This window comes from Flavobacterium lipolyticum (assembly GCF_020905335.1).
GTDB lineage: Bacteria > Bacteroidota > Bacteroidia > Flavobacteriales > Flavobacteriaceae > Flavobacterium > Flavobacterium lipolyticum.
On record NZ_JAJJMN010000001.1, the window covers coordinates 265,274 to 281,245 of the forward strand.

Genomic DNA, 15,972 nt, shown 5'->3' on the forward strand with positions numbered 1-15,972 from the left:
AATGGAAGTATTACAAATTGTTTACATAAGTTGTTTAAGCATAACAACACTAAAAGCAATAGTTTTGGGCTGGAAATATACATTTCCGGCTCAAAACTTTTTAGGTATTTATCTAATTGGGACTTTAAGTTTAGAAGTCTTTGGAGAAATTAAAGCCTACTTAAGGCAATTTGACTTTGCCGTTTATTATAATATATATGCACTATTCTGCATTTTATTTTTTGGAATCTATTATTCAAAAATCTATATCGGAAATTTTAAGCGAATTGGGGCATTCGTTGCATTCATCCTTTTATCTTACTGTTTCATTTTTATTGATATTCTAAGCACAAAGTTTTTACCACAACTTGGAATATTGCTAGCTTTATTCTATATTTTTAATTCCATTTTGTGGTTTTATCAAAAGCTTCAGATTCCGGTTGAAGGTAAGATCACCGACGATCAGAATTTCTGGATTTCAACCGCTTTACTTTTCTGGAGTACTTACATTATTTTTAGGTTTACACCTATGTATTTATTTGAAAAAGAAGATCTGTTTTTCTTAGAAATTCTAAGAAAAATTAGCTCTGTAGTCAATTTTATCATGTATGCTTTATTTTATTATGCCCTTATAAAATATGAGCGAATCACAAAAACCTCAACTAAATGAGCGAGCTTCCCCCCGAAATAAAACTAACCTATATTATCGCCATTATTATAATGTTGTTGTTTGTGTGCTTCATTATTATGATGGTGTTTATTTACAATAAAAAGCAATTGATTCAGCAACAGGAAAACCAAATCAAAGAAAGCGAGTTTCAAAACCAGTTGCTGCAGAAAGAATTAGAACGTCAGAAAGCGATTCAAGTAGAAAGAGAGCGTATTTCGCAGGATATGCATGATGATTTAGGTGCCGGAATTTCGGCCATAAAACTTCAGGCAGAATTTTTAAAATATAAAATGCCTGAAGAAAGTTTTTCGGAAGATCTGGAAGTCATTATAGCGACTTCAGAAGATATGAATTTAGCCATGAGAGAAATTCTCTGGAGTCTGAATTCTCAAAATGATACTATTGGTAATTTTATAGAATATGTGAGTCTCTATGTCAAACGTTTTTTAGATAAAACGACTATAACATTTCAGCTAGATTCGAATATCATTGAAAAAGAAACCAATTTATCTGTAAAAGCCAGAAGAAATCTCTTTTTGGTAGTAAAAGAAGCCGTTCACAATGTATACAAACACAGTGAGGCAAGTACTCTGCAAATTCAATTTGAACAGACTGAGAATGATCTTAAAATTACAGTGAATGATAACGGAATTGGATTTTCTGATACGATTCAAAAAGGAAATGGTATCAACAATATGTCGCTTCGAATGGAAGCCATACGTGGCACTTTTAAAATTGTTCCTGCTCAAAAAGGGACACATTTATTGTTTGTGTGCCCCTTAGAAGATCAAATTTTAGAACAGTACAGCAAAGAATCTTTTTAAAACATCAAAAACAAGCTTTTCCTTATTTATACAATTCTTCTCTGATTTTGATTATGGTTTGAACGGCCTTTTCTTCATCAGGTTTTTCAGGAAGATTTGAAGTTACGTAATGACTTTCGATTGAAGCAATTAATTGATCGGCCATTTCTAATAAATCATCGTATTCTTTATTTCCTGCTTTTATATCTAATAATTCGTCCCGATTAGAAACTCTGATATTTAATTTTCCAGTGGACAAAATCTGTTCCGCAGTTTGTAAAAGCCTGATAGTATGCATCATGTTTTTACTGTCATAATTTTTCCCGTGTTGTTGGTTCGTATTGTAACGATCTTCGTTGCGCTTCTCAATCCAATTCCAGTATTCAGTATATTCTTTGCAATACTTTGAATAGCCATCCTGATTACAAGACAAGTAACCCATTAGCTTTTCATCTTTTGGAATTGATGAAAGCGAAACTTCATTGGAGGTTTCTTTCTGAATAATTCCTTTATAACCCAAAATTTTATTTTCGTCATAAAACATGGCAAACATTCCTTTTGAATTAGGAAGATTTACTAAACCTATTTGTTCCTGATTCCAGTTATTCTCTTTTAAAAATGCCAATAAAGAAACTGTTTCATATCCATTTAAAACATAACAAAAGTCCAAAAGGTTTTTCTTTTCCTTTGGCATTGGATTTACAATTTTCTTGTTTAAACCTCTCGCCTTTTTGATCTGAGTTATGGCATAACCTGCAAAAGAATCCTTGCAGAGTTTAGACAAAAAATCTCCTAATTGTAAACGCTCCATCAGCGGATGTTTGTACAAAATACAATCTTCCGGTGAAGCTAAAATTTCCAAAATATTAGGATTATTTTTAAGCAATAATTCTACAAAACGCCCTATTTCGTAATAAACCTCATCATTCGTCTCATTACTAACCTGCGGAATATAATCTAACCCAAAGAATTTTTCTTTTGGCAGATAATAGACCCCTTTAATATCGGTATCGGATGTTGGTGTATTTAACCCAAAAGATCTACTACCCGAAATAACTTCGAATAGGATTAGGTTTTGGGATTTTAAATTTTGGATGGTCATTTTACTGAAATTTTAAACTAAACTATTCTTAAATGTTTCTCTTCTAAAAAACAAATCCAACTCTTCATTTATCTTATTCCCACTTCCTAACTTACTAGCATTCTCTTGATTAAATTGTATTGTTTCCAATAAAAAATCGGTTATTAAAGTTTCTTTAGGGTGCAAATATTTTTCATCCTGACCGGCTTTTATATTTTGCAACTCTATTATTTTCTCTTGTATATTTTGTGGTGCAATTGGCAATAAATCGGCAAAAGCAACGGGTGGAAAAGTATTCTTTTCTATAATCCATTTTCCTGCTAAAGCTGTTCTTAAAGCGTAGAAATAACTCTTTAGTTTTACTTCTTCCATTTCGCATACTTCCATAAAGTTTTTCGTTGTTCCTAAATAGTGGTGTAAAACCGCTATTGGTGAAAAACATTCAACGGCTAAATCTTGCATTTGTTTTACAAAATCATCCTCCTGAAAATATACAACTGGCGAAAACAACCACTCAATCAAAGCTGTATTAGATTTTGCTAATAACTTTACAGATTTACGTAAATCCCAGCCAGAACCGTCAAGGTCATCTTCGGTCATGAATTCTATTACGTCTGGCTTTTCCCAAAGCGACAAATAGTATTCTGGTTTGTGTTTGTATATAAAACGAATATCATAATCGCTGTCCGGAGAAGCAAATCCCCACGCACGACTTCCAGATTCTACTGCAAAAAGTACCTCTACATCTTTCTGCTTTTCTATTTCTTTTAATTTTTCTAATATTTTTTCTTTCATGATTGTTTTCAATGTAAATAAACAAAAAGCCTTCAAATCAAGTACGAATACCTAACTTTTTTTACTACAAAGACGTGTGATTACATTTTTTCTCGTGATGTTTGTCATTTCGACCGAAGGAAGAAATCACATTAGAAACTCCGCACAGAATGTCTCCAATCTTTGTCGAATCCCGCCTGTGATTTCTCCCTTCGGTCGAAATGACAAAAACAGTTCTTTGTCTCTTTACAACTAAATCCCAAAAAAACTCTTAGAATTTCGAGTCGTTTCTTCCGCCACTTGAGCTAAAGTAATTCCTTTAAACTGGGCAATGGTGCCGGCCACATACGGCAGAAATGCAGGTTCGCAACGGCGTTCGTGGTATTTCTTCAAAAGGCTGTTCGGCACATTTTTAGGAAGCATAAAGGGCGCATCGGTTTCGATCATCAGGCGGTCGAGCGGTACGTATTGAATCACTTCTTTTAAATGAGCGAAACGTTTGGTATCAGAAATCGCGCCGGTAAAACCCAGATAAAATCCGTTATCGAGATAGGTTTTGGCTTCTTGCAGCGTTCCCGTAAAACAATGCACCATGGCTTTGGGCAATTGCGGTAAATAATCTTTGGTAATGTCCATAAACTTGGTAAAAGCAGCTCTTTCGTGCAAAAACAAAGGTTTCTGTACTTCAATCGCCAATTCTAGTTGGGCTTTATAACAGGTTTCCTGTACATTTCTGGGCGAAAAGTCACGATCAAAATCGAGTCCGCATTCGCCAACTGAAACGACTTGTTTCTGCTTTAATAAATTTCGAAGTTTCCAAATACTCTGCGCATCAAAACTCTTCGCATCATGCGGGTGTATTCCCGCCGTTGCATACAGCACACCCGGATACTGCCTCGCCATCTTCGAGGATTCTTCACTGTTTCGTATGCTTGTGCCCGTAAGGATCATCTGCGATACGTCGGCATCAAGTGCGTCTTGTACGACATCGTCTGTGTCGTTTTGGAATTGTTTATTCGTTAAATTAATTCCTATGTCTATATATGTCATTTTTTTTTAAGGTGCTAAGGTTCTGAGAGGCTGAGAGGCTAAGGTTTCTTCCTCTTTAGAACCGATTATTTTTTTTTAAGGTGCTAAGGTTCTGAGAAGCTAAGAGACTAAGGGGTTTTTTCTCTTTGGAACCGATTATTTTTTTTTAAGGGGCTAAGGCTCTGAGAGGCTAAGGTTTCTTCCTCTTTAGAACCGATTATTTTTTTTAAGGGGCTAAGGTTCTGAGAGGCTAAGAGACTAAGGTTTTTTTTCTCTCTGTTGCCTTAAATTATTATTGTTTTTTTTCACTAAGGCACAAGGACGCTAAGTTTTTTGTTTCACGCAGATTTTACAGATTCTAGCAGATTCAAAATGATTTTTATAAATAATCCGCTAAAATCTTTTTAAATCTGCATTAAAAAATTCTTTGCGACCTACGCGTAAATCTTAGCGTTCTTTGCGGTTAAAATCACCACAAAGTTTGTCATTTCGACGTAAGGAGACTCGAGCGATAGCGACTGACGAAGTAAATCTTCGCGAGAAACTCCGTATAGAATGTCATCAATCTTTGTCGAATCCCGCGTGTGATCCTTCGTTCCTCAGGATGACATAAAATGCGGAAAAAACCTTTGCGAACCTTGCGTTGATCCTAGCGTTCTTTGCGGTGAAAAAATGCGAAAAAAACCTTTGCGAACCTTGCGTAAATCTTAGCGTTCTTTGCAGTTAAAATTACCACAAATCGCTAGACACACTACTGTGCGCCCCTACACTGAAAACTGTGACCGAGACTGATCACTAAAAACATGCCTCCACACTGAAAACCGTGACCGAGACTGATCACTAAAAACACGCCTCCACACTGAAAACCGTGACCGAGACTGATCACTAAAAACACGCCTCCACACTGAAAACTGCGACTGCGACTGAACACTAAATACTGATCACTGACCACTAATCCTCCTTACTCCCATCATCCGCCATTCTCACTAATTTCGGTGTAAATTTAGCCACTACATCTACTAAATCCTCCTGCGCTTTCATCACCTGATGGATGTCTTTATAGGCCATTGGCGCCTCGTCCAGACCTGCTCCGATAAGCGTAACGCCATGATCGCTCAGGATTGATTTCATCTCGGATGGTGTAATGTTTTTAATCGCCTGAGTTCGGCTCATTTGTCTTCCCGCTCCGTGCGAAGCCGAATTGATCGCATTCTCCTCCCCTTTTCCTCTCACCAAAAATCCCGGTGCGGTCATACTTCCCGGAATGATTCCCATAACGCCTTTCCCGGCCGGAGTTGCTCCTTTTCTATGCACAATCACTTCTTCGCCGTTCCAGATTTCTTTCCAGGCAAAATTATGATGGTTCTCGACTTTGGCTAAAATCGTCGCTCCTAAAGCGCGTTCCATTTTGTTATGAATAATCTCGTGACAAGCCGAAGCGTAATCTCCCGCCAAATTCATCGCCATCCAGTATTCCTGACCCAATTGGGTGTTCATATCCAGATAGGCTAAGTTTTTCGCTACTTCCGGAAGTTTACAAACCTCTTTCGCAATTTTAGTATAATGTCCGGCGATTGTAGCTCCCATTCCGCGTGAACCCGAATGTGTTAACAAAGCGACATATTTTCCTTTTGGAATGTTCAAAACAGCATCGTCCTGAGCAAATTCCATGATTCCGAATTCCACAAAGTGATTTCCACCACCTGAAGATCCTAATTGTGACCAGGCTTTATCTTTTAAGTTTTTCACAAACGGATTCCTATTGAAAGTCTCGTTCTCCAAAACCGCATGATCCGATTTGTACTGACCATGAAATCCGTGGCCCGCTCCAAAAATAGAATTCTTAATCAATTCTTTTTTGAATTTGGCTTCGTTTTCAAAGTAAAAAGCTTCCGGAATATCATAAACCGACAACGCCATTCTACACCCAATATCAACCCCAACACCATACGGAATAATGGCATTTTTTGTGGCCAGAACTCCACCAATCGGTAATCCGTAACCTTGGTGCGCGTCGGGCATTAAGGCTCCGGCAACGGTAACCGGTAATTTCATGGCTACTTCCATTTGTTTTCTGGCTCCGTCTTCGATATGATCCAGTCCGTAAGCCGAATACGCATTTGGATTTTGATTTAAAGCAATGAAATCTTCCGGTTTCTCGTTTGATTTTTCGATTAAAGCAACCGCCAGTTTGCTGAACACTTTATCGTCTATATAATTCTCCGGAGTTTCTAAGACGTTTTTGTAATAAGCGATCATTTCGTCTCTTGTAAATCCGTTTCTTTTGCTGTTTATTTTTAAGGCAATCCCGATTATTTTCCCTTCCGGAAATCCTAATTCTAATATTTCTGTACCGTTTATTTGTGTTTTCATTGTTTCTTTTTTTTAAGGGACATAGGTCCGGAGGTTCATAGGTGCAAAGGTTTTTTACTGCTGCGCAGTTATTTTAAAATCGACCACCATTTTCATCTTGCACTAATAAAATTTCATGAATTCTATTAATTTCAACTATTATTGGTTTCATTTCATATTCTACATTTAGCATCTTAAAAATATGCTGATCATAAAAATATGCTCTAAAAATTGCTCTTCCATCATTAAAATCATCTATTGGTCCCACATATTTTGGCATTACTATTCCAATAGTGAATTCTTCTAAAAGATCATCTAGTTTTTCATCAAAATGTTCAATATAATTTCTCATATCTCTATTTTTTAAAACGCTTGAATCACTAACATCATAAATTTTACGAAGTTTTTCTCCTCTAATTCTATAATATCCTTTATCCTTTGAAGGCCAAAAAAATCGAGAAATTGCTCCTACATTCCCAATGATATTTTGAAGTATATCTAAAATTGCATCGTCATTTTTACAATGATGAATTCCATTTTTCCAAAATTTATTTAATGACTTAACATCATTCAAAATTGAACGTGTTTTATTTAATAAAGATTCAATATAGAAAGCTTCATTAAAAGGATGAATTTCAAATTCTGAATTTCTCATATCTCTCAATTTATTTTTTCAAAGATTCAAATAGTAATGCGCAATTATTTTGCGCAGATGAATTTAATTCTAATTTTTTTGCTCAACAAAGACATATTTCTCGCAAAATCGAAGAGTTTTATAGGTGCTAATTGTCATTTCGACGTAAGGAGAAATCACACTAGAAACCCCGCAAAGAATGTCATCAATCTTTGTCAAATCCTGCATGTGATTTCTCCTTACGTCGAAATGACAAAAACAATGTGATCAATCATTGCTCTCTACAAACCTTTGAACCTTTGCCTCTCTGAACCTCTGTACCTCTGTACCTCCAAACATTAATCAATTAATAATTGTGTCACAACTGCTGGATTCATCGCCCATTGTGCGGTATAAACCTCATCGGCAAATTTATCTTCGGTGATTGTTAGACCTTGAGCTTCCGCTTTAAGCTGTAACAAACTACCTATATTCAATTTACTGTTCAATTTGGCAAGCAAAGCCTGAACTCCTTTAAAGTCCAAACCACCCACAACCTGACCTCCAAAAGTCATTTCCAGCCAAACGATTTCTCTTTTGGCTACATCCAAAACTCCAAAAACCAAACCTTTCGCCACATTCTGCGTCACACGAACCTGATGATCCACGCAAGACGGATCGTAAGCAACTCCTGTTTTTTCCGAAATTTTCATTGGGTGTTTACTATTCATCCAACCTACTATCAAATTTGGCGTGATACTTCCGTTGCTGTAGGCATTGCAGGTAAAAGTCACAAACTTAGCTTTGGCTTTTGCCAATTCGTCGATATTGATGTTGATATATTCGGCAGTTCCAATTTTATTCGGAATGCTTCTGATATCTCCACTATGCTGACAGCCCGTAGTCGTCAATCGGCTGAACGAACAAATATCAGAACGGTCTTCGTAGGCAATATGGCAGCTTAAATCCATATCCAGATGTTGAGCCGGTAAACCTGCACCCCACTGCATAAACAATCGCACTTCGTTGCCTTCAATCGGGAAACGTGTTCCCATTAAAGCCACCGGTAAATCCTGAACCGTATCACTACGATCCCCTATTGAAACCGGAATGTTGAACAATTGCGGATCGATATAGATGGTTTTATTGGTGTTTTTAACCGCTGCGAATCTTTTTTTCATCGCCAAAAGACACAAATCCTCAATCTGATTTTTCATCTCCTCCAGCTGCGATTCATCATACAAATTCAACAATGCGTTTGGATTCACTCTTTTATTGGTTCCTCCTAAAGGTTTTACACTTCTTTGTATGTTTTTATCAAAATAATTTGATGCATACATGTTCAGCGTAAAGATCAGTCTAGCCGGAACTTTATCGATAATTTCAGAAAAATGAGCAATGGTTTCATCAGCCCCAAACCAAAGCATATTCGAAAATAAAGAACGGGCAAACAAACCCGGACGTTGCTTTAACAACGCAAATGTTTTATCGGCATCAAACTTTAACCTTGACGAATTTACTTTCCCCTGCCAAACGTCATATACCTGATTGTAAAATACATCCAATAAAAAATTCAATTTCTCAAATCCTTTTCTTTTGCTGTATTCTGCCAAACGCAAGGCACGGATAAAACGAACCCACATTCCTCTTTTTGGATGCATCGTTTCGCACATGGCTTCAACTTCCATATCCATATTATTCAACCAGTTGGCAACCATCAAACATCCTTTTCTTGAATATTTCAATTTCAAATCTTTCTGAGACGCCATTCTCGCCTGCACACTTGTATCCAAAACAGTATAAAAATGCTGTCCATTTTTAGCGGCTCTTTTAACAATGGTTTTTGGCTCAATGATCTGAAGCATTCCCGTATTCTTAAACCATAAATATCTTAAAATATCTGTTGGTGTTTTCAAAAATTGCGATACTTCTTCTTCTTTACCGTTTTCAATCAAAAGATCGATTACAAGCATTAAAGTTTCCTTCATTGCTACCTCAGTTTTTGGTAAAGGCAAGTACTGCATAACCATTTTTAAGCTATCTGTCTGAGTAGCATCTAAAGCAGTTTTGGATTGCAATAAGGATATATAGAAATCATTTAAATCTTTTTCGGACCACAATTCCAGCATTTTTAATTTGCTTCCCTGTCCCACTTTTTCGATTTTACCAAATTCAAAAGGAGTTCCACAAAATGGACAACCGTTGTATCTTTCTAACGGAAAAGTATTATCAGGAATGATATGTCCACAGGATAAAGTTGTTCCGTTTTTAGTTTTAAAAACATTTCCGAAATATGTACTAATATGATCCAAAACAGATTCTCCAGTTGGAACATTCCATTCTTTCACCAATGGTGTCCAGTTTTTATCCGTTCCTAAAACTTCTCTCAAAACTTCTAAAACCTCAACTTTGTAAGTCGGGCTTACGTTGTTTAAAGCCTGAAGCAATGACTCCGAAAATGTAAATCCCAATTTTGAAACATTGGCTAACAAAACGGATGTTGTTCCTGATAAATTTTTAACGTCATTCGCAATCATTTCTGATGGAATGAAAATAGCGTTCTGACGTAAACTGATTTTTAATAATGTTGTTGTTTTCATTTTTTTAATTTTTTAAAATTTAGATAATGGTGCTTCTGATTCTACCTAAAAGATTTTGAAGTAAGAAGCACTTGACCTGAAATTGGAGTGTAATAGACTAACTAAGCTAAAATGGAGCGGGCGACCGCGAAGAAGTAAGTTAATCTTGACCCTCATTTTATTAATGATAATTTTAAAACTTGCCGACTCGAACGGGAAATACCAATGTTCTGAAGTAAGTTTTAATTGATCATCAATAGTGAAACAGATGGGATTCGAACCCACGACCCGGACATTAGAAGTGTACGAAGTAAGTTTTGATTGACCTTTTACCGATAATCTCAAAACTACCTGCTCTACCGCTGAGCTACTGCTTCATAATAATTGAATAAAAAGGTAATGGTGTAAGTGTGTACGTTGGAAAGTTTTCTGAAGTAACTCAAACTTGACCTGTTTTATTCTTTATTTAATTTATATGAACGTTTGTTTTTATTTCTGAACAAAGATTTTAAAACCAGTGCGCAGTTATTCTGCGTAGTAAATTTTTTGTTTCATTTTTTAGAAATACTATTCGTTTTATTTCCTGAGCAAAGATTTTAAAACTACTACGCAATTATTTTGCGCAGTTAAAAAAGAATTTTAAATTTGAGTAAATATTAATTTTAAAAAAGTCTATAAGTCCCGGAGAGACGTTATAACTATAGTTTTTTCAGATTACAAAAGTATAAGTCCCAGAGGGACGACATATTTGTACATTTTTTTCACATGCATTTGAAGAGCCCCAGCGGGGTGACATATTCTATTAATGAAAGGAAAATAAAGGTATCGCTCCGCTGGAGCTTTTGATTCTCTGTTATAATTTGGCCATAAATATTCAGCTCTTACAGAGCTTCTCATTAGATTTAAATAAAAAACACCATATGAATTTAGAAAAAATCTATTCTGAATTACTCTTGAACATTGGCTTTCCATTAAATGAAATTCAGCAAAAATGGATGTATTTAGAAAAGGCCTATTCTAAAAAATCAAGACATTATCACAATCTCACGCATTTAAAACAAATGATGGAGAGTTTTGAGGTCTATCGGGATAAACTTGAAAATCCGAATGAAGTATTGTTCTCCATTTTTTATCATGATATTGTTTACTCTTCTTCCAGAAAAGACAATGAACTTAAAAGTGCCGAATTCGCTTTGTCAATTCTTCCCGAAAATATCACCCTTAACAAACCATTCATTTTTGATGCAATCTGTGCTACACAACAGCACCTTCATCATCACAATGAAGATATTAACTGGTTAATCGATTTTGACTTGAAGATTTTGGCCTGTGATTGGGAAGCATATCAAATCTATTATGAACAAATTAGAAAAGAATACCGCATTTATCCTGATTTTCTCTACAAACCCGGACGTGCTAAGGCGCTGAAACATTTTCTGGAAAACGACTTTATTTTTCAAACGGATGAGTTTAGGAATTTATATGAAAAGAAAGCAAGATTGAATATTGAGAAAGAGATTTCCCTATTAACGTAAACGCGCGTGAGGGATTGAGGCGGTATCCTTTTGTGAAGAGAAACGGAACAAAAGATATAGCCGAAAGCCCGACCCGGAGGGACACGCCCAAAAACACGAACCATGTCACAAAACAAAAACGCCCTAATTCGGTACAAAACGATAGACAAATGTCTTCAAAACAAATATCGGCAATGGACTTTAGACGACTTAATCGAATGCTGCTCTGATGCTTTGTTTGAATACGAAGGTCGAGCCAACCCCATCAGCAAGCGCACCATTCAGATGGATATTCAGCTCATGCGAAGTGAGAAACTGGGGTACAATGCCCCAATTGTAGTATATGATAAAAAGTACTATAAATATGAAGACGACGAATTCACCATAACCGATATACCCCTAACCGAAACAGACATGAATGTGCTCACCGAAACTGTTTCGATGTTAAAACAGTTTAAAGATTTCTCCCTCTTTAATGATGTATCGGATATTCTACAGCGTTTGGAGGATAAAATCTACGCCGAAAAATCGCATACCAAACCCGTTATCTATCTCGACAAAAATGAAAAACTAAAAGGACTTCATTATCTGGATGAGATTTATCAGGCCATCATCAAAAAGGTGACCTTGGTTATTACCTATAAATCGTTTAAATCTCAGGAAGAAAGCAAATTTCATTTTCACCCTTTTATTTTAAAGGAATTCAATAACCGATGGTTTTTGGTAGGAAAGAAAAAAAGTTCACAACCTATTACCAATTTAGCCCTGGACAGAATCATTGCCATAGATTACGATTTCAACATTCCCTATTTAGAAGAAAACTTTGATGCAGAGCTCTTTTATAAAAACGTAATTGGGGTAACCGTTAATTCAGGTTTACAACCCAAAAAGATCGAACTTTGGATAGATGCTGTCAACGCACCTTATGTGTTAACCAAACCTCTGCATCACACACAGCGACTCATTAAAGAAAATGACGACAAAAGTATTATCGTTCATTTGTTCATTTCTCCAAATTACGAAATGGAACGTTTGCTTTTAGGATTTGGCCACGGCATCGAAATTATCAAACCTGAAGATCTGAGAAATAGGGTAAAAGCTATACTTCAAAAGGCAGTTTCAAGATATGAACACAAAAATACCATTGAATTAAAGCCATAATTTTTTACAAAATGCAGAATTTTATCTTATTTTAAAACCATAAAACAATTTTTACAGCACTAATTTTGTTAAAACATCAAAAAAGAATAGTATATTTCAATTAAATTTTAACCGTAAACCCCTATAAATCAAAGGGATTTTTTAACTAACCAAAAAATTATTAAAAAATAATATGCATGCATAGTATTTTTTAATTATATTTGAAATCGATATAGTTACATATGAAAGAGAAAACAATAGATTATATTCTGCGTGCTACATGGCAAGCTGTATCAAGAATGTACAATGAAGAGGCTGCTAAGTACGATGCCACAATGGCTACCGGGTTTGCCCTTTTGAGTATAGATAAGGAAGAAGGAACCCCATCGACAGCTTTGGGTCCCCGAATGGGCATGGAGGCCACAAGTCTTACCAGAACATTGAAATCTATGGAAGATAAAGGTTTGATTGTTCGCAAAAAAAACCCAACTGATGGTCGTGGTGTTTTAATTTACCTGACCGAATTTGGAAAAGAAAAAAGAGATTTATCTAAAAATACGGTTCTGAAATTTAATGAAACGGTAAGAAAACATGTTTCTGATGAGAAACTAAACCATTTTATAGAGGTTTCTGAAATCATAAACGAATTAATTCAGGATAAAAACATATTCAATCAAACAGAAAAATCAGAAAATGAATAACCTTAATTCATAAGGAACATTCAAATCAAATAAAAAACAAAATATTAACTATGAAACGCACAATTAAAAAAGTCGCTGTAATTGGATCCGGAATTATGGGTTCGGGAATAGCTTGCCATTTTGCCAATATTGGTGTTGAAGTTTTACTGCTTGACATCGTACCCCGCGAGTTGACAGAAGCTGAAGCTAAAAAAGGATTAACGCTTGAAAGTAAAGCTGTTCGCAACCGAGTAGTAAATGAGCATCTGGCGAATTCATTAAAATCAAAACCATCTCCTATTTACAGTCAAAAATTCGCAAACCGAATTACCACTGGAAATACGACTGATGATATGGCAAAAATTGCCAATGTTGATTGGATTATTGAAGTTGTTGTGGAGCGTTTGGATATTAAAAAACTAGTATTCGAACAAATCGAAAAATTCCGTAAACCGGGAACTTTGGTTACATCAAATACATCTGGTATTCCAATTCATTTTATGAGTGAAGGAAGAAGCGAAGATTTCCAACAACACTTCTGCGGAACTCACTTTTTTAACCCTGCGCGTTACTTAAAGTTATTTGAAATTATTCCTGGTCCAAAAACTTCAACTGAAGTATTGGATTTCTTAAACGAATACGGATCTAAATTCTTAGGAAAAACTTCGGTTGTTGCTAAAGATACTCCGGCGTTTATTGGAAACAGAATTGGTATTTACGGAATCCAAAGTTTATTCCACTTGGTAAAAGAAATGGGATTAACGATTGAAGAAGTAGATAAGTTAACCGGACCGGTAATTGGCCGTCCAAAATCGGCTACTTTCCGTACGGTTGACGTGGTTGGATTGGATACTTTGGTACACGTTGCCAACGGTATTTACGAAAACTGCCCAACAGACGAACAACACGAATTGTTTAAACTTCCGGATTTCATCAACAAAATGATGGAAAATAACTGGTTAGGAAGTAAAACAGGTCAAGGTTTCTACAAAAAAGTAGACAAAGATATTCTTTCTCTTGACTTAGATACCTTAGAATACCGTGCTGCAAAAAAAGCAAATTTTGCGACTCTTGAACTGACAAAAACTATCGATAAACCGATCAATCGTTTTAAAGTTTTAGTAAAAGGAACTGACAAAGCAGGAGAATTCTACCGTAAAAGTTTCGCCGGAATGTTTGCTTACGTATCCAACAGAATTCCTGAAATCTCAGACGAATTATACAAAATTGACGATGCCATGAAAGCTGGTTTTGGATGGGAAAATGGTCCATTCGAAATCTGGGATGCTATTGGTGTTGCAAAAGGAATCGAAATCATGAAAACCGAAGGTTTAGCGCCTGCTGCCTGGGTTACTGAAATGTTAGCTTCCGGAAGCGATAGTTTCTATTCTGTAAAAGAAGGAGCTACTTTCTTCTATAATATTCCAACAAAATCACAAACTAAAGTTCCTGGACAAGATTCATTCATTATCCTGAACAACATTCGTGAAAGCAAAAAAGTTTGGAGTAATAGTGGCGCTATTATCGAAGATTTAGGAGACGGAATCTTAAACTTAGAATTCCAGTCTAAAATGAATACCATTGGTGGCGATGTACTTCAGGCCATCAATAAAGCCATCGACTTATCTGAAAAAGAATACCAAGGTTTGGTGATTGGAAATCAGGCAGCGAATTTCTCTGTTGGAGCCAATATCGGAATGATTTTCATGATGGCAGTAGAACAAGAGTACGATGAATTGAACATGGCAATCAAATTGTTCCAGGACACGATGATGCGCGTTCGTTATTCTTCGATTCCGGTTATTGTAGCGCCTCACGGAATGACTTTTGGCGGTGGATGCGAAATGAGCTTACACGCTGATAAAGTAGTTGCTGCTGCTGAAACTTATATGGGATTAGTGGAATTTGGTGTTGGTGTACTTCCTGGTGGTGGTGGATCTAAAGAAATGGCTTTAAGAGCTTCTGATTTGTTCCGTAAAAATGACGTTGAATTAAACGTTCTTCAGGAGTATTTCCTGACTATCGCTATGGCTAAAGTTTCGACTTCCGGTTATGAAGCTTTTGATACCGGACTTTTACAACACGGAAAAGATATTATCGTAGTCAACAAAGACCGTCAGATTGCAGAAGCTAAAAAACATGCCTTGTTAATGGCTGAAGCGGGTTATACACAACCTATCAGAAGAACGGATGTAAAAGTATTAGGAAAACAGGCTCTTGGAATGTTCTTAGTTGGAACTGACCAAATGCAAGCTGGAAAATACATTTCTGAGCACGATAGAAAAATCGCAAACAAACTGGCTTACGTAATGGCTGGTGGTGATTTATCTGAAGCTACTTTAGTATCTGAACAATATTTATTAGATATCGAACGTGAAGCTTTCTTGAGTTTATGTACGGAAAGAAAAACTCTGGAGCGTATTCAATATATGTTAACTAAAGGAAAACCTTTGAGAAACTAATTTGTTTAAGATTTATTGACAAAAATGAATAAAGAATTAAAAGTTGGAACGATCAACCTGATAATAGGTTTAGTAATTTCAATAAATCCTTGGTTTTGGTTTTTTACTTGGCCACTTATAATTCTTGGAATATTTAAAATTTGGAAATCAAAATCAAATTTGAAATTGAGATTAATCTGGACTTTCGTTCCTTTCATTTTTTGGATTCCTCTTGTAATTGCATTTATTGAATTATATATGGAAAATAAATCATATTAATAAAAGATAAAATCAACAAAACAATTGGAAAATCTTAA

The 15,972-nt window shown here is 35.8% G+C and carries 12 protein-coding genes and 1 tRNA gene; 6 read left to right on the forward strand and 7 right to left on the reverse strand.

Features of this window, described 5'->3' with window-relative positions; translation table 11 throughout:
• The first annotated feature begins 1 nt into the window (after window position 1).
• Both LNQ34_RS01070 and LNQ34_RS01075 read left to right on the forward strand, forming a co-directional pair.
• Window positions 2-649, forward strand: coding sequence for a hypothetical protein (locus LNQ34_RS01070; protein ID WP_229998382.1), 648 nt, complete (start codon window positions 2-4; stop codon window positions 647-649).
• Window positions 646-1,473 (forward strand): sensor histidine kinase, encoded by an 828-nt coding sequence (locus LNQ34_RS01075; protein ID WP_229998383.1) that lies wholly within the window; start codon window positions 646-648, stop codon window positions 1,471-1,473. Before LNQ34_RS01070 ends, LNQ34_RS01075 begins: the two co-directional genes overlap by 4 nt.
• A gap of 22 nt (window positions 1,474-1,495) precedes the next feature.
• Here LNQ34_RS01075 and LNQ34_RS01080 read toward each other — a convergent pair whose 3' ends face one another.
• The 7 genes from LNQ34_RS01080 to LNQ34_RS01110 form a co-directional block, all read right to left on the reverse strand.
• Entirely contained in the window at window positions 1,496-2,554 is a 1,059-nt protein-coding gene (locus LNQ34_RS01080; RefSeq protein ID WP_229998384.1) for a nucleotidyltransferase domain-containing protein, read from the reverse strand.
• A 12-nt stretch (window positions 2,555-2,566) separates the two neighbouring features.
• Window positions 2,567-3,328: a nucleotidyltransferase domain-containing protein gene (locus LNQ34_RS01085; RefSeq protein WP_229998385.1), complete on the reverse strand. Its 762-nt coding sequence runs from the start codon at window positions 3,326-3,328 to the stop codon at window positions 2,567-2,569.
• A 231-nt stretch (window positions 3,329-3,559) separates the two neighbouring features.
• On the reverse strand, window positions 3,560-4,357 hold the full coding sequence (locus LNQ34_RS01090) for a TatD family hydrolase (protein ID WP_229998386.1): 798 nt from the start codon (window positions 4,355-4,357) through the stop codon (window positions 3,560-3,562).
• 930 nt (window positions 4,358-5,287) lie between these two features.
• On the reverse strand, window positions 5,288-6,709 hold the full coding sequence (locus LNQ34_RS01095) for an RtcB family protein (protein WP_229998387.1): 1,422 nt from the start codon (window positions 6,707-6,709) through the stop codon (window positions 5,288-5,290).
• Between the two features lie 73 nt (window positions 6,710-6,782).
• Window positions 6,783-7,343 carry a hypothetical protein gene (locus tag LNQ34_RS01100; protein WP_229998388.1) on the reverse strand — a complete coding sequence of 187 codons (561 nt, stop codon included), beginning with the start codon at window positions 7,341-7,343 and terminating at the stop codon, window positions 6,783-6,785.
• 317 nt (window positions 7,344-7,660) lie between these two features.
• Window positions 7,661-9,901 (reverse strand): hypothetical protein, encoded by a 2,241-nt coding sequence (locus tag LNQ34_RS01105; RefSeq protein WP_229998389.1) that lies wholly within the window; start codon window positions 9,899-9,901, stop codon window positions 7,661-7,663.
• Window positions 9,902-10,140: 239 nt separating this feature from the next.
• Window positions 10,141-10,257 (reverse strand) — tRNA-OTHER (locus LNQ34_RS01110).
• Window positions 10,258-10,800: 543 nt separating this feature from the next.
• Here LNQ34_RS01110 and LNQ34_RS01115 point away from each other — a divergent pair.
• The 4 genes from LNQ34_RS01115 (at window position 10,801) to LNQ34_RS01130 (ending at window position 15,676) form a co-directional block, all read left to right on the forward strand.
• Window positions 10,801-11,415: an HD domain-containing protein gene (locus tag LNQ34_RS01115; RefSeq protein ID WP_229998390.1), complete on the forward strand. Its 615-nt coding sequence runs from the start codon at window positions 10,801-10,803 to the stop codon at window positions 11,413-11,415.
• A gap of 102 nt (window positions 11,416-11,517) precedes the next feature.
• Window positions 11,518-12,555 (forward strand): helix-turn-helix transcriptional regulator, encoded by a 1,038-nt coding sequence (locus LNQ34_RS01120; protein ID WP_229998391.1) that lies wholly within the window; start codon window positions 11,518-11,520, stop codon window positions 12,553-12,555.
• A 221-nt stretch (window positions 12,556-12,776) separates the two neighbouring features.
• Window positions 12,777-13,235: a MarR family winged helix-turn-helix transcriptional regulator gene (locus tag LNQ34_RS01125; protein ID WP_017496101.1), complete on the forward strand. Its 459-nt coding sequence runs from the start codon at window positions 12,777-12,779 to the stop codon at window positions 13,233-13,235.
• Between the two features lie 50 nt (window positions 13,236-13,285).
• Window positions 13,286-15,676 carry a 3-hydroxyacyl-CoA dehydrogenase/enoyl-CoA hydratase family protein gene (locus LNQ34_RS01130; RefSeq protein ID WP_229998392.1) on the forward strand — a complete coding sequence of 797 codons (2,391 nt, stop codon included), beginning with the start codon at window positions 13,286-13,288 and terminating at the stop codon, window positions 15,674-15,676.
• The last annotated feature ends 296 nt before the right edge of the window (window positions 15,677-15,972 follow it).

Coding starts and splice junctions, on each gene's coding strand:
- LNQ34_RS01080 (WP_229998384.1), bottom strand. CDS start 2,554: ATGACCATCCAAAATTTAAAATCCCAAAACCTAATCCTATTCGAAGTT.
- LNQ34_RS01100 (WP_229998388.1), bottom strand. CDS start 7,343: ATGAGAAATTCAGAATTTGAAATTCATCCTTTTAATGAAGCTTTCTAT.
- LNQ34_RS01115 (WP_229998390.1), top strand. CDS start 10,801: ATGAATTTAGAAAAAATCTATTCTGAATTACTCTTGAACATTGGCTTT.
- LNQ34_RS01070 (WP_229998382.1), top strand. CDS start 2: ATGGAAGTATTACAAATTGTTTACATAAGTTGTTTAAGCATAACAACA.
- LNQ34_RS01105 (WP_229998389.1), bottom strand. CDS start 9,901: ATGAAAACAACAACATTATTAAAAATCAGTTTACGTCAGAACGCTATT.
- LNQ34_RS01085 (WP_229998385.1), bottom strand. CDS start 3,328: ATGAAAGAAAAAATATTAGAAAAATTAAAAGAAATAGAAAAGCAGAAA.
- LNQ34_RS01095 (WP_229998387.1), bottom strand. CDS start 6,709: ATGAAAACACAAATAAACGGTACAGAAATATTAGAATTAGGATTTCCG.
- LNQ34_RS01120 (WP_229998391.1), top strand. CDS start 11,518: ATGTCACAAAACAAAAACGCCCTAATTCGGTACAAAACGATAGACAAA.
- LNQ34_RS01130 (WP_229998392.1), top strand. CDS start 13,286: ATGAAACGCACAATTAAAAAAGTCGCTGTAATTGGATCCGGAATTATG.
- LNQ34_RS01090 (WP_229998386.1), bottom strand. CDS start 4,357: ATGACATATATAGACATAGGAATTAATTTAACGAATAAACAATTCCAA.
- LNQ34_RS01125 (WP_017496101.1), top strand. CDS start 12,777: ATGAAAGAGAAAACAATAGATTATATTCTGCGTGCTACATGGCAAGCT.
- LNQ34_RS01075 (WP_229998383.1), top strand. CDS start 646: ATGAGCGAGCTTCCCCCCGAAATAAAACTAACCTATATTATCGCCATT.